Here is a 17,896-nt window from a genome sequence, read left to right as displayed (position 1 = left end):
ATAATATAAATCAAACAGATTCATTTCTTTCACCTCTTACAATAGAATCAAAACATTCGCTTAATTCTTTTACAACTTCCATATTTGGCTCTAAAAAAATTCTATTTCCTTCTTTATACATATTTATTAATTTTGCTTCTTTTAATTCTTTGATATGTCTTGAAATAGTCGGCAAAGAATAATTAAACCTCTCAGCTATTACACCTACACAGGTAGCCTGAGCAATAATATCATCTTTTTTTACTTTATTATTTATTCCACATACATAAGGCGCTTTTAAAATATTTATAAATATTTCAAACCTCGTTTTATGTCCTAATGCTTTAAATGCTCTGACTTTATCTTCAATTGTAAGCATAATAATCCTTGACAATTTTTTTAATTAATTATACTATATCATTCGTATTTAGCAAAATAGCTAAATACCTAAACATTAAACAAGAAGGAGTTTTGTATGAAAATTCTTTTTATTTTTAATCATGAACCATATGATGGAAGCGATATTACATGGAACGGACTTAGACTTGCAAAAACATTATTTGAAAACGGCAATGATATAAGAATCTTTTTAATGAATGATTCGGTTGATATGGCAAGGGAATGTTACAAAAAACCTGATAGTTATGATACCGATTTGGTAGCAATGCTTAAAGAAATGTATCAAAACGGTGTAAAATTAAAAGTTTGCGGAACTTGTCAGGCAAGATGTGGAATCTATAAAAATCAGCCTTATTTTGTAGACAATATAAAAGCTACAATGAAAGAACTTGCCGAATGGGTGGAGGAATGCGATAAAGTTTTAACCTTTTAATTTCTCTACCTTTTAAAAATTCCTGAATTCCACAGGTATTAAATCGATTATTTTTGAAATATCGAGTTTTCTTTTTTGGGGTCCTATGTTTCCGAGTGTCTCTTTATCGGTTTTGAAGTAGTTTTGAAGGTAATAAGTGCCTTTGTAGCCTTTATTGCGAAGTATTTTTATTATTTCGTTTATGTCGTTTTCATCAAGTAAATCGGTATGAACCGTTGTGCGCACTTCAAATTCCACATCCGAACCTATCAAAAAATCGAGTGTTTTTTCGTATTTATCGAAATGTTTGTTTTTGGTAACGGTTTCGAATTTTCCGGGAGGGGCTTTAAAATCAAGCGCGATATAATCAACAAGGTTTTCATCAACCATCTGTTTGACAGTGTCAAAATTCAGTCCGTTGGTGTCGAGTTTGATTTCAAAACCCATCTCTTTGATTTTTCTGCTAAAAGATACCAGGTTTTTGTAAAGCGTAGCTTCCCCGCCCGTAAAACTCACCCCGTCAAGCAGTCCTACGCGCTTTTTAAGAAATTTTAGCACCTCGTCTTCTTCTATCTGTTTTTGACCGAAAACAACGTCTTTATTGTAGCAATACGGACAGCGCATATTACACCCGCTAAACCATAAAATTGCACAAAGCCTTCCCGGAAAATCTAACGTTGAAAATTTTTGAACAGAATATATGCCTAACATTCTTTAAAATATTTTCTTTCTTTATGTTCGGCTTTTTTCCCGATATTGAAACTTTCAACAGGTCTGTGATAGCCCATAACCCTTGTATAAACCATACATTTTTTTCTTTTGTCTTTAAGTTTTTCCAAAATTTCCTCTTTACTCATTTCTTTTACTTCCATTTCCACTCCTTTAATGTTTTTTGCACAAAAAGTTTTACAATTCGTTTTAATCGTCAATATTTATTTCACCTTTTTCAATTTTTTCAAGCAGTTCCGCATCACAGTAAGGACAGTATTCATGCTCGCCGGCAATGTATCCGTGTTTAGGACATACCGAAAATACAGGTGTGATGGATATATAAGGCAACCTGAAATTGCTTATTGCTTTTTTTACAAGCCTTTTGGCGGCTTCGGGCGAGCTTAACTTTTCGCTCATATAAAGATGAAGCACCGTACCTCCGGTATATAAAGTCTGCAAATCATCCTGAAGTTCAAGAGCTTCAAAAGGATCGTCCGTATAATCCGCCGGCAGCTGGGTTGAGTTCGTATAATAAGGGGCGTCGTCAAATCCCGCCTGAATGATATTCGGAAATCTTTTTTTGTCTTCTTTTGCAAATCTGTAAGTTGTTCCTTCCGCCGGTGTTGCCTCAAGATTATACAGATTACCCGTTTCTTCCTGATATTTTTTTAATCTTTCCCTCATAAATTCAAGAATCTCTTTTGCAAATTTCACTCCCCACTTTGTTGCAATGTTTTCCCTGTCGTTTGTAAAGTTTCTTATCATTTCGTTCATTCCGTTTACACCGATGGTTGAGAAGTGGTTGTTAAAGCCGGGAAGGTATCTTTTTGTATAAGGATAAAGACCTCTGTCATACATTTCCTGAACGAATTTTCTTTTCTTCTCAAGCGTGGATTTGGCAAGATCCATAAGCTCGGCAAGCCTTTCGAGCATTGCTTCCTTATCGCCTTTGTAAAGATATCCGAGCCTTGCCATATTGATGGTTACAACCCCTATGCTTCCCGTCATCTCAGCACTTCCGAAAAGCCCTCCGCCTCTTTTTAACAGCTCTCTCAAATCAAGCTGTAACCGGCAGCACATACTTCTTACGGCACCCGGCTCGTAAGCGTTCGGATTCCTGATTTTGTTTCCGTTTTCATCTATAATATACTGGCTTCCTATAAAATTCTGAAAATAACTGCTGCCTATCCTTGCCGTGTTTTCCCACAGAGCCTGCGCCGCTTCACTGTCCCAGTCAAAATCTTCGGTAATGTTTACCGTGGGAATAGGAAACGTAAAAGGCTGCCCTATCGCATCGCCTTTTGTCATAACTTCGTAAAACGCCTTAATGATTTCCTGCATTTCGGGTTCGAAATCTTTATATGTCGCATCGGTCAGTTTTTTAATTTGTGAGTTTCTTTTCTGAAGCCTTTTAAGAAGTTCCTCATCTTCAATACCTTCAAAAAGGTGTTTGTTGTTGCGGGTGGGAATCTGATCTTTAAGATCGTCCGGAACGGTAAAATCGATTGTAATATTCGTAAAAGGGCTCTGTCCCCAACGCGCCGGCACGTTTAAATTATACACGAAACTTTCGATAGCTTCTTTAATTTCATTGTAAGAGAGTCTGTCTTTAAACACATACGGGGCAAGATACGTATCAAAACTGCTGAACGCCTGAGCCCCGGCCCATTCGCTCTGAAGAATTCCGAGAAAATTCGCCATCTGTCCGAGTGCACTTCTGAAATGAGCGGGCGGCTTTGATTCGACACGCCCCCTTACGCCGTTAAATCCTTCATTTAAAAGGTTTCTTAAACTCCATCCGGCACAATAAGGTGCGAGACAGTCAAGATCGTGAATATGATAATCCCCGTCCCTGTGAGCCCTTCCTTCGGCGGGAGAATACACTTTGTCAAGCCAGTAGTTTGCAATTACTTTTCCCGCCGTATTGTTAATAAGACCCGCATGGGAATATCCCGTATTTGAATTGGCATTAATCCTCCAGTCCTGTTTGGAAATATATTCGTCAATTGTGGTATTGCAGTTTATATACGTCGCTTCCTTATCGAGCAGGTTTTCACGCTGCAGTTTATGCAAATGCCTGTAAAGCATAAAATTTTTCATAACGTCGAAATATCCGTGTCTGTAAAGCGAATGTTCTATCAAATCCTGGATATATTCAACTTCGGGCATATCAATTTTTTGAATCTGTTTAATTACTTCTTCAAAAACCAACGGGTCGTACTTAACATTTGTAGCGTCAAATGCCTTTCTTACGGCGTCTTCTATTTTATAAGGAAAATAGTTTTGGATTGAGCCGTCTCTTTTTATAACTTTTTTCATTTATTCTCCCTGCTTGATTGTTCTTAATCGGAATTATATATCCTTTTTTCTTAATTAATCCTTAAAAAAAGGCCGAGATTTCGGGAGTATTTTTATCTTAATAAGACTTTTTTATCCTATTTACGGGAGAAAAAGAGAAGAAAAAAATTTTAAAAATTTTTTACTTTATAAGAAAATCTTTTACCGGCGAACATAGGTTTAACTTCCCCGACCATCTGAGGTGCGATATATTCCTCTTCGACAAGAACCACTTCTCTTTCGGGAATGTTTAAATTGAAATTTTCTTTGGCGTTGTCGCTTATAAACTTTTGGAACGTAGCACTGTCACCATCAAAAAATTCAGCTAACGCCGGAAGTATAATAGGAGCGCTGAAAAGCCCCGCCGCCCCTTTTAATTTATTTACAATAGAATGCGGAGCGCTGTCGCTTCCGAACATCACCTTTTTATGTCCCGATTTTACAATCTCCTGCAACGCATCCCTGTCTTTCGGTGTTTTTACAACCGGTTTACAGAAATTATGGGGATTTAAACTGCCTCCGATTAAATCGTCAAGCGTCAAAAGAAGATGATGAAGGGTAACCGTCGCATAAAGGTTGTTATATTTATCCAACAGTTCCACAAGGTTATAGGTTGAAATATGTTCCATTATAATTTTAAGATTCGGAAAATCGCGTGCGAGTTTTTCATAAACTACGGCAAATTCTCTTTCTCTATCAAGCACAAACCCGTTCGTTTCCCCGTGCACCGATAGAGGAATTTCGAGTTCCTGCATAATTTCAAGCACCGGATAAACGTTTTCTATCGATTTAACACCGGCTTCGCTGTTTGTCGTAATTCCGGCCGGATAAAGTTTTACCGCAAATATTTCGTCTTTTAGAAGTTCCAGCTCATCTTTTGTATAATTTCTCATAAAAAGATTCATAAGAGGCGTAAAATTCTCACTGTTTTGTAAAATTTCCTCTTTATAGCTTAAAAGCCTGTCTATATTGTCAACCGGGGGAACCAGATTAGGCATAACAACCGCTGCGGCAAACTGATTGTAAGTGTAAGGTATAACATCACGCAGCATCTTGCCTTCACGCAGATGCAGATGCATATCTATAGGAGTGTTTAAAATAATCATTATCAGCCTTTTTTATGTAATTTTAGCATATATTTGAGTCACCCATTTCACATCCCTGTCCATCGCATCATATGAAAAATTTTCTTTCATTTTAACAAACCCGTTTTCCAAAAATTTTCTTTGTATGAATCTCGGGTTTATATACGAAAACCCTTCTCTTTTATCAGTAGAGTAACTGAGAATTACCATTCCGTTTTTATTTAGATATTTTTTAAGCGACTTTACGGAATAAGTATAAAATATTCTTGAAATATGCATCCAAACGGCTGTAAGAGTAATTACATCAAAGTTTTTAACGGGAAGTTTTAGATCCGGAAGAGAAGAATTATAAAATTTAAGATTCGGATATTTCAATTTGCATATTTTTAAAAATTTAACGGCAGGGTCAACCCCGGTTACATTAAACCCTTTTTGAAGATAAAATCCGATATCCCTACCGCTTCCGCAGCCTATATCGAGTAACCTTTCACCTTTTAAATACGGGCTTATAAAATTATAAAACGCTTCCATTTTCGCATTATCGTACTTTTCAGCCAAATCACAAGCGTGTCGGTTATAAAACTTTACAGAACGAATTTTATGTCCTTATGTTCTTGAAGTCTTTTAAAAAATTCGTTTCTCTCCTCCTCACTGGTTACGTAAACGTCAAACTTCTGGGAATGGTATTTGCCGTGAGATCTGTTGTCTTCCACTTTACATTCCTGGTTGTGAATGCATTCTTTGACGGCAGCTCTCATTTTTTCCTTATCTTCGCCGATTATTCTGAATCCCCACATTCTCGGATATTCTATTTTTTTTTCTTCAGACATAACTATCCTCCTTAAAACTTATATATTATTTAATATTATATCAAATTTTTAAGGAAAAGTTAAGAAAAGTTGGTTTACATAAAGTAAACCACCGGAACAATCGTAGGATATTTTTTTGTTTTTCTGAATACATGTTTTCTTATTACGTTTCTGAGTTCGTTTTCGAAAATCCTTGTTTTTTCGTATACGTAATCCTTTGCGTGTTCTATGTAATTGATTAAAATATCTTCCATCTCTTTTGCAAAATTTTTGTCCTCTTTGTCAGCTATTATTCCGTAAGTGGTGACACGCGGGCGAGAGATAAGTTTTTTCTTCTGTTTGTCAATCTGGGCAACAATCATTATAATACCCTCGTTTGCGAGTTTTTGTCTGTCAAGTACTATATCCGTTTCTATTTTTTCATTTTTCTGGTTATCTATATAAACTTTACCTACTTTCACACTTTTAACTTTTCTGACTCTTTTAGGTGTTATTTCCCACTGTTCCCCGTCTTCCATTACAAATATACTGTTTTCATCTATTCCGACGCTCATAGCCGTTTCTCTGTGTTTCATTAAATGGTTATATTCCCCGTGAACAGGGAAGAAGTATTTCGGTTTTACAAGTCTTAGCATCAGTTTTTGTTCTTCCTGAGCGGCATGGCCGGATACGTGGATTTCACTGAAATCCTGATAAGCCACTTTTGCGCCTTTTTTCATTAAAAAGTTTATAAGCTGGGATACTGTCGGCTCGTTTCCCGGAATTGCCTTTGCACTGATTACTATCTGATCGCCTTCTTTTATTTTAACGTGTCTGTGTTCATCAATAGCCATCCTATATAGAGCGCTCATACTCTCGCCCTGGCTTCCTGTTGTTACGATTAAAATTTCCCCGTCTTCATATTTGCCTATTTCATACGGGTCTATAAATATATCGCGAGGAAGCTTGATATACCCTAAATCCATCGCCACATTCAGGTTTTGTTCCATACTTCTTCCGATGATACAAACTTTTCTTCCGTATTTGATACCTCTTTCTATCGCCTGGTAAACCCTGTGGATATTTGATGAGAATGTGGACATTATCACCCTTCCTTTGGCTTTAAGGAAGAGATTGTCAAACGTATTTCCCACCACACTTTCACTCGGCGTAACACCCGGTTTATAAGAGTTAGTAGAATCGCTGAAAAGCGCTAAAACACCCTTTTCGCCGTAATACGCAAATCTGTGCAGATCAGGTGCGTATCCGTCTATCGGTGTGTGGTCTATTTTAAAATCCCCCGTATGGATAATCGTTCCCACGGGTGTTTGAATTGCAAGTGACGAGCTGTCGATAATAGAGTGCGTCATGTGAATCCACTCTATTTTAAAATCCCCTATTTGAATCGGATGGCGTTTTTTAACGCTTCTGAAATAGCTTTTATATTGAAGTAATTTATGTTCTTTAAATTTGTTTTCTATCATTGCAAGCGGAAGGCTCGTTCCGTAAATCGGAAACTGCATTTCCTTAAAAAGATACGGCACCGCACCTATATGGTCCTCATGTCCGTGAGTAATGATAAGACCTTTGATTTTATGTCTTATCTCCCTGAGATAACTGAAATCCGGTATCAATATATCAACACCGTGCATATCCTCATTTGGAAAACTCATTCCGCAGTCTATAATTACCGCACTGTTTTCGGTTTCAAGCACCGCACAGTTACCGCCGATTTCATCAAGTCCTCCGAGAGGCGTGAACCTAACCCATCCTTTGGCATTGCTGTCTATTTTTGAATGTGAATTCAGCCTCGCCTGCTGAATCTTTTCGTTTTCGTTAAAAGCTTTGTTTAGATCTTTAAACCATACGAAATTTTTCGGATCCATTTTTTTCTGTTGAAAGCTCTTTTTTGTTTTAACAACGGCTTTTTGGTTTTTTTCTTCCATTTATTCTCCTTTCTTTTGCCTTAGCGGACATCAGAAAAGAGCCGGAAAAAAGCAGAGCCTTCGACTTGATGGGGTCTTATGTTTTTGGCAAGTCCGAACCGTTCGGGATCAAAGTCTTTATAAATTGCAGATAAATTTTTTTTCAGTGTTTTTCTCGGATTTGCAAAAGCGACTTTTAAAAATTTTGCAAACTCCTCGTCAAAAGAGTTTTCAAATTTTTCAAAAAGTATTACGCTGCTCGTTACCTTCGGCGCAGGTACAAACGCACCGGGAGGTATATCGAACAGTTTTTTCACCTTTGCCACGCTTTGCGCCAATATAGCCAAAGATGAGTAATTTTTATCCCCCGCTTTTGCAGAAAATTTATCTGCAACTTCTTTTTGAATTAAAACAAGTATGTTTTTTGCATTTTTATCTTTCAGTGCTTTTAAAATAATGTTCGTTGCAATATAATAAGGTAAATTTGCAATTAAATCATACTTTTCATTTTCCAGAGTTTCTTGCCAAAACTCCAATACGTCACCACATTTCAAGTTTAGATTTGGAAATTTCTTTTTTAAAATTTCACATAAATCCTTATCTATTTCATAAGCTGTCACTCTTCTTTTTTCCAGCAGCTTTTCTGTCAAATCGCCTAAGCCAGGCCCAATTTCCACGACCAAGTTATCCGTATTGGGCATCGCTTCGACGATCTTTTCCAAATAATGTCTGTCTTTTAAAAAATTTTGCCCGAATTTTTTTTTCGCGTTGATTATATCATATCCTTTTACTAAATGTAAATAGTTTGATAAAATTATAACAAAAAACATATAAGAGAAAATAAAAGGTACAGATTAATAAAGGAAATGAATGGACTATTTTGCAAAAAGAATAATCCCGTGTCTTGACGTAAAGGACGGCAGGGTTGTAAAAGGTGTGAATTTTGTGGGTTTAAGGGATGCGGGCGACCCTGTAGAAGCCGCCGTAAGATATAACGAAGAAGGCGCCGACGAGCTGACTTTTCTTGATATAACGGCAAGCCACGAAGACAGAAAACCTATAGTCGATATCGTAAAAGAGGTTGCAAAGGAAGTTTTTATACCTTTGACGGTAGGCGGAGGAATCAGCGAATTAAACGACATTTACAACCTGTTAAACGTGGGATGCGACAAAGTTTCAATCAATTCAGCAGCCGTTAAAAATCCGGAATTTATCAATGAATCAAGTAAAAGATTCGGAAGCCAGTGCATAGTCGTGGCAATCGACGTAAAAAAAACGGCTCCTGGGAAATGGAACGTATTTATAAAAGGCGGGCGTGAAGATACCGGAATTGACGCCATTGAATGGGCAAAAGAAGTTGTTGACAGAGGCGCGGGAGAAATACTTCTGACATCAATGGATACCGACGGCACAAAAGCGGGATTCGATATAGAAATAACGGAAATTATTTCAAAACTTGTACACGTCCCTGTAATTGCAAGCGGCGGCGCGGGAAAAACGGAACATTTCAAAGAAGTTTTCGAACACTCCGCCGATGCGGCATTAGCGGCAAGCATTTTTCATTTCAGGGAAATAGATATTATGGATCTTAAACGGTATTTAAAAAACAACGGCATAAGTGTCAGAATTAATTAAGAATGGAGAATGGAAAATTGAGAATTGTTTTATTTTTAATATCCGCTACTTTACTGTTTGCTTTTGAAGTGGAATATACTAAGGTTTACACACAATATGTTGTTCCACAAAAAGAAGCGATAAAAATAGTTACAAAAAAAGACGGATTGACCTTTCCTTTTTCTTATATCAAAACCAATGACGGATATATTTTATACGGAAATATTGATCAGATAAATATGTGGCTTGATAATAAGTTTTATGCGCCTGAGGATGCTAAATTTAAAACAATAAAATTTTCAAAAATTGATTTTGACAAAATTCAATATAATATAATTAATAAAACAAAACAGGTTTACAAAACATGTAAAATAAAAAAACTTGTTTTTTTAACGCCTGATGAAGAAAAAATCATATTAAAACCGAAAACAATAAAACTTAAATATAAAATATCGCTTGATTGCAAGTGATTCACGTGAAACAAAACTTTAACGGAAAAAAATGGGAAACAAAAAAATAGTTATAATCAGTTCAGGAAATGAAGAAATATTTGATTTTGCAGTTCCTGTAGGTATCGGTTTAATAAACAGCGCAATCAACCTTACAAGATTATGCCTGTTCGAAAAACCGGATTATTTAATTTTTGTGGGAACCGCCGGAAGTTACGGCAATAAGAAAATTTTTGACATAATCGAAAGTAAAAGCGCAAGCAATATAGAAAACTGTTTTTTTGAAAAAAACTGTTACACGCCGATTGAGAATATAATAACTTTTGCAAAAGACGTTTCCCGTGAAACAATAGTAAATTCCTCCAATTACATAACAACAAATGAAAATATTGCAAAACGATATCTGAAATTAAACGTTGAAATTGAAAATATGGAATTTTATTCCGTAATGAGCGTGGCAAAAGAATTCGAAATTCCGGCTTTCGGTATATTTGTAATTACAAATTACTGCCACAGCCAAGCCCACAAAGAGTATTTATCGAACATAAAAAAAGCAAAAGAACTTCTTATTCAAAGACTTTTAGATAAAAAAATTATAAAGGAAATAAATGGATAAAAAAATATTTATGGATTACCTCCCGGAAGAGCTCCTAAAAATGGGAATAGAACCGAAATTCAGAATTAAACAGCTTTATAACTGGGTATACAGAAAATATGTAGATAATTTTGAAGATATGAAAAACATTCCTAAAAACCTGAAAGAAGAACTGGAAAAAAAATTTATCATAAATCCTCTCGAGCTTGTAAACCATGAAATTTCACATGACGAAACGGAAAAATTTCTTTTTAAAATGAACGATAACCATACCGTTGAAACGGTGCTTATAAAAATGAAGGACGAAGAAGTTAAAAACGGTAAAATAAAAGAGGCTAAATATACGGTATGCGTATCGACCCAAGTGGGATGTAAGGTGGGTTGCGCTTTTTGTCTGACAGCAAAAGGCGGATTCGTAAGAAACTTAAGCGCCGGAGAAATTGCGGCGCAGGTATGGTGGATGAAAAAATTTAAAAAATTCGACGAAAACAAAGCGCTTAATATCGTATATATGGGTATGGGAGAGCCTCTTGACAATTATGACAATCTTATTAAAGCTGTTAAAATAATAGCAAATCCCGACGGTATGAATATCGCAACAAGAAGACAGACGGTTTCAACTTCGGGAATAGCACCTAAAATAAAAAAATTAGGAAACGAAAATCTCGGTGTAAACCTTGCCATTTCCCTCCATGCGGTGGACGATGAACTAAGAGAGCAGTTAATACCATTAAACAAAGCTTATAACATACAAAGCGTCATTGAAGCAATCAGAGAATTTCCAATAGACAAAAGAAAAAAAGTAATGTTTGAATATTTAGTAATAAAAAACGTGAACGACGATATCGGATCTGCGAAAAAACTCGTAAAACTTTTAAACGGTATTCCAAGCAAGGTAAATCTGATTTATTTTAATCCGTATCCCGGAACGGATTTTCAAAGACCCGACGACGAAACCATGAAACAATTTCAGAATTACTTAATTAACAAAGGAATACTCTGTACAATAAGGAAAAGCAAAGGAATGGATATTTCCGCTGCCTGCGGACAGTTAAGGGAAAAAGAAATCAACAAATAAAGGATGTATAATGGCGGAGCTTAAATATTTACCAGCCGGAATCAGACTTCACATAAAAGAAATCATTTACAGATTTACGGATGATCTTAACAAATATTATTATTTCCATTTTGAAGACATTCCCACGGGACTCAAAGCGGAAAAGCTGCTGAAAAAACACAATATAAAATCAATCCCCACTCCCGACGGTATATTTAAAGAATGCGGAGTGTCCATATTAACTACCGAAAAAGAAAAAATAAAAAAAATTCTGAAGGAAAAAAACATAAATTTTGAAATATGGGTTTATGAAAAAAGATTTAAAAAAATAGAAGGAAACATTAATAGTTCTTCATGTAAAATTTAATATAAGCCCTGTTTTTTAGTTTATTAAAATAGTCTTTGAGTATCATTTCCCTTTTCTGCGCCGCTATTTTATTAGCAACGGCGTTTTTAACTTTATCAAAAGGAATGTATGCCAAGCCGTCTTTCCTCGCAATATAATACATACTGTACCCTAACCCATCATTTAAAATGGGTGTATACTCCCCTTCCTTTGTCTGTTTGAAAAGAAACAAAAGAGACAAAGGAAGTTCGTTATATGAATAAACTTTCGTTTCGGCTTTAACCTTTACATTGGACAAAGGGTTTTTTTGAATATCCTTTAAAACCGTTTTATTGTTGGCGCTGTATTTAGTTACCTGCACGGTATTAAAAATTTTAAAATCGTCTTTGTGATTATTGTAATAAGTTGAAACCTCATCAGGTGTCACGTTCAGCTTGGTCTGGACTATCTGTGAAAAAAGTTTCTCTTTAAGCAGGTTGTTTTTTACACTTTCTTTAAAATGTTTATACTCACCTTTTTGCATTAAAATGTTTTTGAATTCGAACAGACTCAACCCGTTTTGTTTTGCAATTTTTTCCATGGCGTTTTCAATTTCAAAATCGTCAACGTTTATACCTCTTTTTTTTATTTCACTTTGAATCAGCTTTTGATCAAGTAAATACTCTAAAGCCTTTTTCTTTGAAATGCCGCCTCGTTTAGAAAGCTGTTCCACCTCATAAGAAGTCACCGGTATATTATTGACGCTCGCTATTATTTCATCTAATATTTCGGCGTTAAGCATAATAGACAGACCTAATATATAAATTATTTTTTTCATTAATTTCCTTTGTTATTAAAAAATTTCCCTTATTTTAGAAAGCGTTTCAAGCATCTGTTTTATATTTTTTTCCCCAACGTTTTCCATAATCATTTTATGGTATTTTATTGCAATTTCGTCTGCTTTTTTCAACATCTTCTCACCGTTTCGCGTCAGCTTTATATAAAAAGAGCGATTGTTTATATTTTCTTTTTTTATCAGTTTTTTACCCTCAAGCGATTTTATAATTCTTGTTATTGTAGCCTTGTCTCTGTTAAGAAGTTCGGATATTTGTGTAGGAGTCAGTTTTTTTAAATCGAAAACGAGTTTTAATACACCGTACTGTTCCGAACTTAAACCGAACTCTTTAATTTCCCTGTTAAAGTTTTTTCTAAGAAGATTCAATGTAGTCGTCAATGCGTAACCAACGGATGTCTCTTTATTATACTGCATCAAATATCCTTTAAATTGATTACGCAATTATTGCAAGTGTAATTAATTAAGTCAAGTGGTATTTAAACAAAGGAGAGAAAAAAGAGAGTTATTCAGCCGCAGCTTTTTTAAGGGCTTTCAATGCGGCGTCGTAATCCGGCTCTGCCGTAATTTCATCCACCAATTCTTTATATGCTATTTTTCCGTCTTTTCCGATAACAAAAATAGCCCTTGCGCTAAGTCCCCTTAACGCTCCCTCAGCTATTAACGTTCCGTATGCGGCGGAAAAACATTTATCCCTGAAATCACTGAGCACCTGAAGGTTTTCAATTCCCTCCGTAGAACAGAATCTTTTAGCCGCAAACGGCAGATCCATAGACACTACATATACTGTGGCACCTTCAACACCGGCCGCCTGATTGTTGAATTTAGTCGTTTCCATCGCACATACAGGAGTATCAAGACTCGGAACCGCAACGATTAACTGGGCTTTATCCTTAGCACCGCCTATTGTAACTTCTTCAAGCGCACTGTTCGGTAAAGTAACAACCGGAGCATTATCCCCCACATTCACCTGATTTCCGTAAAGAGCTACGTCGTTTCCTTTTAATTTTGTCAAAGTTGGCATTTTTAATCCTTTTTTTATTGAAGTATAACAGAAAAGAAAGAAATAAAAAAGAGTATTTTTATCCTTTATTATAAAGTGTTACAATTCGTTACATATATTTGCCGTAAAAGTGTTTTTTACTTTTCCTTTAAAATAAAGTCTGCCGTTTTTTAATTTTATTTGCAGTTCTTCTTTACTTTTAGGATAAACTGTTACGTTATCACCCACCAAATTCAAATCTTTTGCAACCAGAAAAGAAGCGCACATTCCCGTACCGCATGCGAGTGTTTCGTCCTCCACTCCCCTTTCATACGTTCTTACATAAAGGTTTCCGTTTTTAACTTCCGCAAAATTGACGTTAGCATTATATTTGTACCTCATTTTCTCAGCTAACTTTTTGTCATAATCGTCAATTTTGCCGAGCGTAACCAAGTGGGGTACTCCGGTATCGTATATTTTCCATACCCTCCCCTCCTCTTCGAACTCGTCTTTTACGAGCTTATAAGGGCTTAGCATTGATTCCACAACGTCGTTTTCCACCTCGGCTTCAATCACACCCGCAAGAGTTAAAAATTTCATTTTTCTGCAAGCCAGTCCGTTTACGAAAGCGTAATGAGCGGCCGCCCTGCTTCCGTTTCCGCACATTTCCGCCTCGCTTCCGTCGGAATTGTAAAACTGCCATTCAAAATCGTACTTTTCATGAGGCAGCAGAACTATCAGTCCGTCGGCACCTATTCCGTTTTGCCTTTCGCACAGTTTTTTTGCAACCTCGCTTCTGTCTTTTTTTGCAAACGTATGAAAAATTACAAAATCGTTCCCGCTTGCGCTGTACTTACTTACAATCATTTAAAAACCTTTAAAAATTTATTTTTATTTTAAAACCAGCCTATTTTATATTTTATATTTAAATTCACCGTTCTGCCCATGGTAATTCATATCGTTAATTTTATGGGCATTGACTAAATAAAGTGAAACAATTGCAAATTTTAACGGAGAAAAAGCGTTAAAAAAAAATGCACTCTTGTTGAACGCATTTAGTCAGTGCCATTTTATGTTCAGTCCCAACGTTTTATCTCCATTTGATATAATTATACTAAAAAAGGAAAAATATGATATTAATAGCAGGTCCCTGCGTGATAGAAAGCAAAAAACAGATCTTTAAAATAGCCGAATATTTAAAACCGTACAGTGAAAAATACGATTTTTATTTTAAGGCGAGTTTCGACAAAGCAAACAGAACATCCTTAGAAAGCTACCGGGGTCCCGGAATCGACAAGGGGCTTGAAATCCTCGGCGAAGTGAAAGAAAAATTCGGATACAAACTTTTAACCGACATTCACGAAACGTCACAGGTTAAAAAAGCCGCCGAAATTGTCGACGTATTGCAAATTCCGGCTTTTTTGTGCAGACAAACGGATCTTTTAACAGAAGCTGCGAAAACCGATAAAATCGTAAATATAAAAAAGGGACAGTTTATGAATCCCGCCGATATGAAATATTCGGTTTTAAAGATTTTAAAAACAAGAGGATGTGATCAACCCACTTTTGAAAATTCAAAAAAACACAGGGTCTGGCTGACTGAAAGAGGAACCACTTTCGGATACGGAAACCTTGTTGTGGATATGAGAAGTTTATACATTATGAGAGAGTTCGCCCCTGTGATATTCGATGCGACACATTCCGTTCAAATGCCCGGGGGCGCCGCAGGAAAAAGCGGCGGAAAAAGGGAATATGTTCCCGTTTTAAGCAGGGCTGCCGCGGCTGTGGGAATAGACGGCTTCTTTTTTGAAACGCACTACGACCCCGACAGCGCGTTAAGCGACGGACCTAATATGATTACGCCTGAAACATTGGAAAAAACCTTAAAAGATATAGAATGTATAAACAAATGCACAAAGGAGAATAAATGAACGTTATAGAAGGAAATCTTCAGCTTTCGGGAAATGAAAAAATCGCGATAATAGCGAGCAGGTTTAATCACCTGATTACGGACAGACTCGTAGAAGGGGCGAAAGACGCATTTTTGAGAAACGGAGGGAAAGAAGAAAACCTCGAACTTATTTTGGTTCCGGGCGCCTTCGAACTTCCTTTCGCGCTTAAAAGAGCCGTTAAAACGGAAAAATACGACGGTATCGTATGCGTAGGAGCCGTAATCAGAGGCGCCACCCCTCATTTCGATTACGTTGCGGCCGAAGCCACAAAAGGAATAGCAAACACCACCCTTCAATCCGACATTCCGGTAACATTCGGTCTTTTGACAACAGACACCATCGAACAGGCCATCGAAAGAGCAGGTACAAAAGCGGGAAACAAAGGTTTTGAGGCGATGCTCGGACTTATAGAAATGATAAACTTGTATAAGGCGCTGGTATAAAAACTTAACAAAAACGATATATATTAAGTATAATATTAAAAAAGCGGAGATTTTAAAATTGTAAAATATTTTTCAACTCCGCCTTACTGAAAAAAACAACATCTCCGCCGATATAATTTAATATAGGCGGTGACAATTTTAAATCCGGAGGAAATAATGGCAACGATAACACATGCAAGAGAAGCGGTGCTTCAAACGCTTTATGCGCAGGAAATGGGAAACGACCAGGCGATTGAACAGTTCGAAGAAATTTTAAAAGAGAAAAAAATCAAAGCTCAAAAGGCGGAATTTGCAAAAAAACTTTTAACCGGCGTTTTAAATAATTTAAAAGAAATTGACGTTATAATAAAAAACCATTTAATCGACTGGGATTTCGAAAGACTCGACAAAGTGGACAAACAGATTTTAAGAATCGGGATTTACGAATTGCTATATACCGATACGCCCTATCAGATAGTTATAGACGAAGCGGTAAAAATTGCAAAAAACTTCTCTGAAGACAAATCCAAAAGTTTTATAAACGGAATTCTTGACAGAGTGGCAAAGGAAAAAATGAATAAATGATTGAATCGTTAAAAAAGAAAATACTTAAATATAATAACTTTTCTATTTTTATTTTACTGTTTTTTCTTGCGGTATCCACATATACTCTTACATATTGTATTATGCATGAAAAACTTAACGAAGAAATAAAAAATATAAAAACTACTTACATAAACAATCAGAAAATGTTAATGAAAAACCAGATTAACAATTTAATAAATTTCATAAAAACTATTAAAAACGATAAAATGAAAGAAATGCTTTACGAATTAAAAAAAACAAATTTCCTGTTATCCGACATAATAAACAAACTTCCGGCAAACGGCTGGAAAACCGTTTTAAACGAATATTCCGAAACATATCCTCTAATACACATAACGCTCAGCGATATAAACGCTAACCCGCTGTTTACACACCTAAAAGATTATAACAAAACAAAACGTCTTAAACTTATAAAAAAACTTTTGCTAAAACATAAAAACGATATTTTTTTCGTGCATAAAACAAGCCTCGGAAAAAAAATCACTTTTCAACACCTAATAGACGGCAAATACCTTCTTACAACCTGTCTTTATCAAAAAGAGATAGACGATATTATCAAAAAAACGGTTATAAAGGTTATCTCCAACATAAGATTCGGGGCGAAAAACAACGGATACATATCCATAGCGGAAATATTAAACTATAAAGGCGGAAAACGTTTTGCAAAAGTGGTGGCACTTCCGGTAAAACCGGCTATGGTCGGAAAATTTCTGGACGACGATAAAAAAGACGCGAAAGGAAAAGAGTACAGAAAGCAGTATTTAAAAATAGCCAACACCACCGGCGAAGGGTTTGTAGAATACTACTTTTACAAATATTCGGACAAAATAACCAGACCGAAAATATCCTACGTAAAACTTTACAAACCTTTCAACTGGCTGATTTTTACAAGTGTGTTTTTAGACGACATAAACGAAATAATAGATAAAAAAATAATAATCTTTAACCGTGAAATAAAAAAAATATTCGTTTTATACACAATACTGTTTTTAATAATTATATTGATAGCCGTTTTAATTACAAGATATGAAAACAAAATTTTAAAAGAAATAATAGATCAGTATGAAAAACAGATTAACTATCAAAATATACAGTTAAAATCTCAAAATATAAATCTTCAGCATGAAGTACATAAAAAAACAAAACAATTAATTGAAAATATGTTTAAAGATTCTTTAACAAACCTTCCGAACAGGGAAAAACTTTTAAATGATATAAAAGACAACTATATAGCGATAATAAACATAGACGATTTTAAAGAAATCAACGACTTCTTCGGAATAAAAGAGGGAGACAGGATAATCAGGGAATTCGCACGGTTTTTAAACAAAATCACCCCTACCTATAAACTTTCCGGAGACGAATATGCGGTAATAGGAAAAACTCCCGCAAAATTAAAACATAT

23 protein-coding genes are annotated in these 17,896 nt (G+C 35.7%); 10 read left to right on the top strand and 13 right to left on the bottom strand.

The features are described from left to right. Positions 1-10: 10 nt before the first annotated feature. Positions 11-358 (bottom strand): ArsR/SmtB family transcription factor, encoded by a 348-nt coding sequence (locus tag ACXJIE_RS05935; RefSeq protein WP_456480049.1) that lies wholly within the window; start codon positions 356-358, stop codon positions 11-13. A 96-nt stretch (positions 359-454) separates the two neighbouring features. On the opposite strand from ACXJIE_RS05935, the gene ACXJIE_RS05930 reads away from it, so the two are divergent. Continuing rightward, positions 455-811: a DsrE/DsrF/TusD sulfur relay family protein gene (locus ACXJIE_RS05930; protein ID WP_456480048.1), complete on the top strand. Its 357-nt coding sequence runs from the start codon at positions 455-457 to the stop codon at positions 809-811. A gap of 12 nt (positions 812-823) precedes the next feature. Here the strand turns inward: ACXJIE_RS05930 and ACXJIE_RS05925 are convergent, their stop codons facing one another. The 8 genes from ACXJIE_RS05925 to rsmA form a co-directional block, all read right to left on the bottom strand. Then, entirely contained in the window at positions 824-1,501 is a 678-nt protein-coding gene (locus ACXJIE_RS05925) for an anaerobic ribonucleoside-triphosphate reductase activating protein (RefSeq protein ID WP_456480047.1), read from the bottom strand. Continuing rightward, positions 1,495-1,647, bottom strand: a complete 153-nt coding sequence (gene nrdD / locus ACXJIE_RS05920) for an anaerobic ribonucleoside-triphosphate reductase (RefSeq protein ID WP_456480050.1) — start codon at positions 1,645-1,647, stop codon at positions 1,495-1,497. Before nrdD ends, ACXJIE_RS05925 begins: the two co-directional genes overlap by 7 nt. Before the next feature lie 61 nt (positions 1,648-1,708). After that, complete coding sequence (locus ACXJIE_RS05915) at positions 1,709-3,820, bottom strand: ribonucleoside triphosphate reductase (protein WP_456480046.1); 2,112 nt, start codon at positions 3,818-3,820, stop codon at positions 1,709-1,711. Between the two features lie 149 nt (positions 3,821-3,969). After that, positions 3,970-4,944 (bottom strand): dihydroorotase, encoded by a 975-nt coding sequence (gene pyrC / locus ACXJIE_RS05910; protein WP_456480045.1) that lies wholly within the window; start codon positions 4,942-4,944, stop codon positions 3,970-3,972. A gap of 12 nt (positions 4,945-4,956) precedes the next feature. Next, the gene (locus ACXJIE_RS05905) at positions 4,957-5,481 is read right to left on the bottom strand and encodes a class I SAM-dependent methyltransferase (protein ID WP_456480044.1); all 525 of its coding nucleotides are present in this window, start codon (positions 5,479-5,481) and stop codon (positions 4,957-4,959) included. A gap of 26 nt (positions 5,482-5,507) precedes the next feature. Further along, positions 5,508-5,753, bottom strand: a complete 246-nt coding sequence (locus ACXJIE_RS05900; RefSeq protein ID WP_456480043.1) for an HP0495 family protein — start codon at positions 5,751-5,753, stop codon at positions 5,508-5,510. 74 nt (positions 5,754-5,827) lie between these two features. Then, positions 5,828-7,657, bottom strand: a complete 1,830-nt coding sequence (locus tag ACXJIE_RS05895) for a ribonuclease J (protein ID WP_456480042.1) — start codon at positions 7,655-7,657, stop codon at positions 5,828-5,830. Between the two features lie 20 nt (positions 7,658-7,677). After that, positions 7,678-8,466, bottom strand: a complete 789-nt coding sequence (gene rsmA, locus ACXJIE_RS05890; RefSeq protein ID WP_456480041.1) for a 16S rRNA (adenine(1518)-N(6)/adenine(1519)-N(6))-dimethyltransferase RsmA — start codon at positions 8,464-8,466, stop codon at positions 7,678-7,680. Between the two features lie 40 nt (positions 8,467-8,506). Between rsmA and hisF the strand changes: the two genes are divergently transcribed. Genes hisF through ACXJIE_RS05865 form a run of 5 tightly spaced genes read left to right on the top strand, consistent with a single transcriptional unit; the run spans position 8,507 to position 11,718 of the window. Next, positions 8,507-9,271: an imidazole glycerol phosphate synthase subunit HisF gene (gene hisF, locus ACXJIE_RS05885; protein ID WP_456480040.1), complete on the top strand. Its 765-nt coding sequence runs from the start codon at positions 8,507-8,509 to the stop codon at positions 9,269-9,271. A gap of 17 nt (positions 9,272-9,288) precedes the next feature. Further along, the gene (locus tag ACXJIE_RS05880) at positions 9,289-9,720 is read left to right on the top strand and encodes a hypothetical protein (protein ID WP_456480039.1); all 432 of its coding nucleotides are present in this window, start codon (positions 9,289-9,291) and stop codon (positions 9,718-9,720) included. Positions 9,721-9,751: 31 nt separating this feature from the next. Continuing rightward, the gene (locus ACXJIE_RS05875; RefSeq protein WP_456480038.1) at positions 9,752-10,315 is read left to right on the top strand and encodes a phosphorylase family protein; all 564 of its coding nucleotides are present in this window, start codon (positions 9,752-9,754) and stop codon (positions 10,313-10,315) included. After that, positions 10,308-11,372 carry a dual-specificity RNA methyltransferase RlmN gene (gene rlmN / locus ACXJIE_RS05870; protein WP_456480037.1) on the top strand — a complete coding sequence of 355 codons (1,065 nt, stop codon included), beginning with the start codon at positions 10,308-10,310 and terminating at the stop codon, positions 11,370-11,372. Before ACXJIE_RS05875 ends, rlmN begins: the two co-directional genes overlap by 8 nt. Before the next feature lie 10 nt (positions 11,373-11,382). Then, positions 11,383-11,718, top strand: coding sequence for a putative Se/S carrier-like protein (locus ACXJIE_RS05865; RefSeq protein ID WP_456480036.1), 336 nt, complete (start codon positions 11,383-11,385; stop codon positions 11,716-11,718). On the opposite strand, the gene ACXJIE_RS05860 is transcribed toward ACXJIE_RS05865, so the two are convergent. From ACXJIE_RS05860 to dapF, 4 genes are all read right to left on the bottom strand, one after another. Then, positions 11,693-12,514, bottom strand: a complete 822-nt coding sequence (locus ACXJIE_RS05860) for a peptidylprolyl isomerase (RefSeq protein ID WP_456480035.1) — start codon at positions 12,512-12,514, stop codon at positions 11,693-11,695. The genes ACXJIE_RS05865 and ACXJIE_RS05860 overlap by 26 nt on opposite strands. A 15-nt stretch (positions 12,515-12,529) precedes the next feature. Further along, positions 12,530-12,946, bottom strand: a complete 417-nt coding sequence (locus ACXJIE_RS05855; protein WP_456480034.1) for a MarR family winged helix-turn-helix transcriptional regulator — start codon at positions 12,944-12,946, stop codon at positions 12,530-12,532. 88 nt (positions 12,947-13,034) lie between these two features. Next, positions 13,035-13,553 carry a thiol peroxidase gene (tpx, locus tag ACXJIE_RS05850; protein WP_456480033.1) on the bottom strand — a complete coding sequence of 173 codons (519 nt, stop codon included), beginning with the start codon at positions 13,551-13,553 and terminating at the stop codon, positions 13,035-13,037. 78 nt (positions 13,554-13,631) lie between these two features. After that, positions 13,632-14,378: a diaminopimelate epimerase gene (gene dapF, locus ACXJIE_RS05845; protein WP_456480032.1), complete on the bottom strand. Its 747-nt coding sequence runs from the start codon at positions 14,376-14,378 to the stop codon at positions 13,632-13,634. A 263-nt stretch (positions 14,379-14,641) separates the two neighbouring features. Between dapF and kdsA the strand changes: the two genes are divergently transcribed. The 4 genes from kdsA to ACXJIE_RS05825 all read left to right on the top strand — a co-directional run. Beyond that, entirely contained in the window at positions 14,642-15,442 is an 801-nt protein-coding gene (gene kdsA / locus ACXJIE_RS05840) for a 3-deoxy-8-phosphooctulonate synthase (protein ID WP_456480031.1), read from the top strand. Beyond that, positions 15,439-15,906: a 6,7-dimethyl-8-ribityllumazine synthase gene (ribH, locus tag ACXJIE_RS05835; protein ID WP_456480030.1), complete on the top strand. Its 468-nt coding sequence runs from the start codon at positions 15,439-15,441 to the stop codon at positions 15,904-15,906. The genes kdsA and ribH overlap by 4 nt, the downstream gene beginning before the upstream one ends. 156 nt (positions 15,907-16,062) lie before the next feature. Then, a complete protein-coding gene (gene nusB, locus ACXJIE_RS05830; RefSeq protein ID WP_456480029.1) occupies positions 16,063-16,470 on the top strand; it encodes a transcription antitermination factor NusB in 408 nt (135 codons plus the stop codon). Next, the coding region (locus ACXJIE_RS05825; protein WP_456480028.1) for a cache domain-containing protein at positions 16,467-17,896 on the top strand (1,430 nt) is incomplete at its 3' end. The genes nusB and ACXJIE_RS05825, both read left to right, overlap by 4 nt.

It is taken from the genome of Nautilia sp. (genome assembly GCF_053994455.1).
The sequence above is the reverse complement of the archived record's forward strand: the minus strand, read 5'-3'. Positions and strand labels throughout refer to the sequence as shown.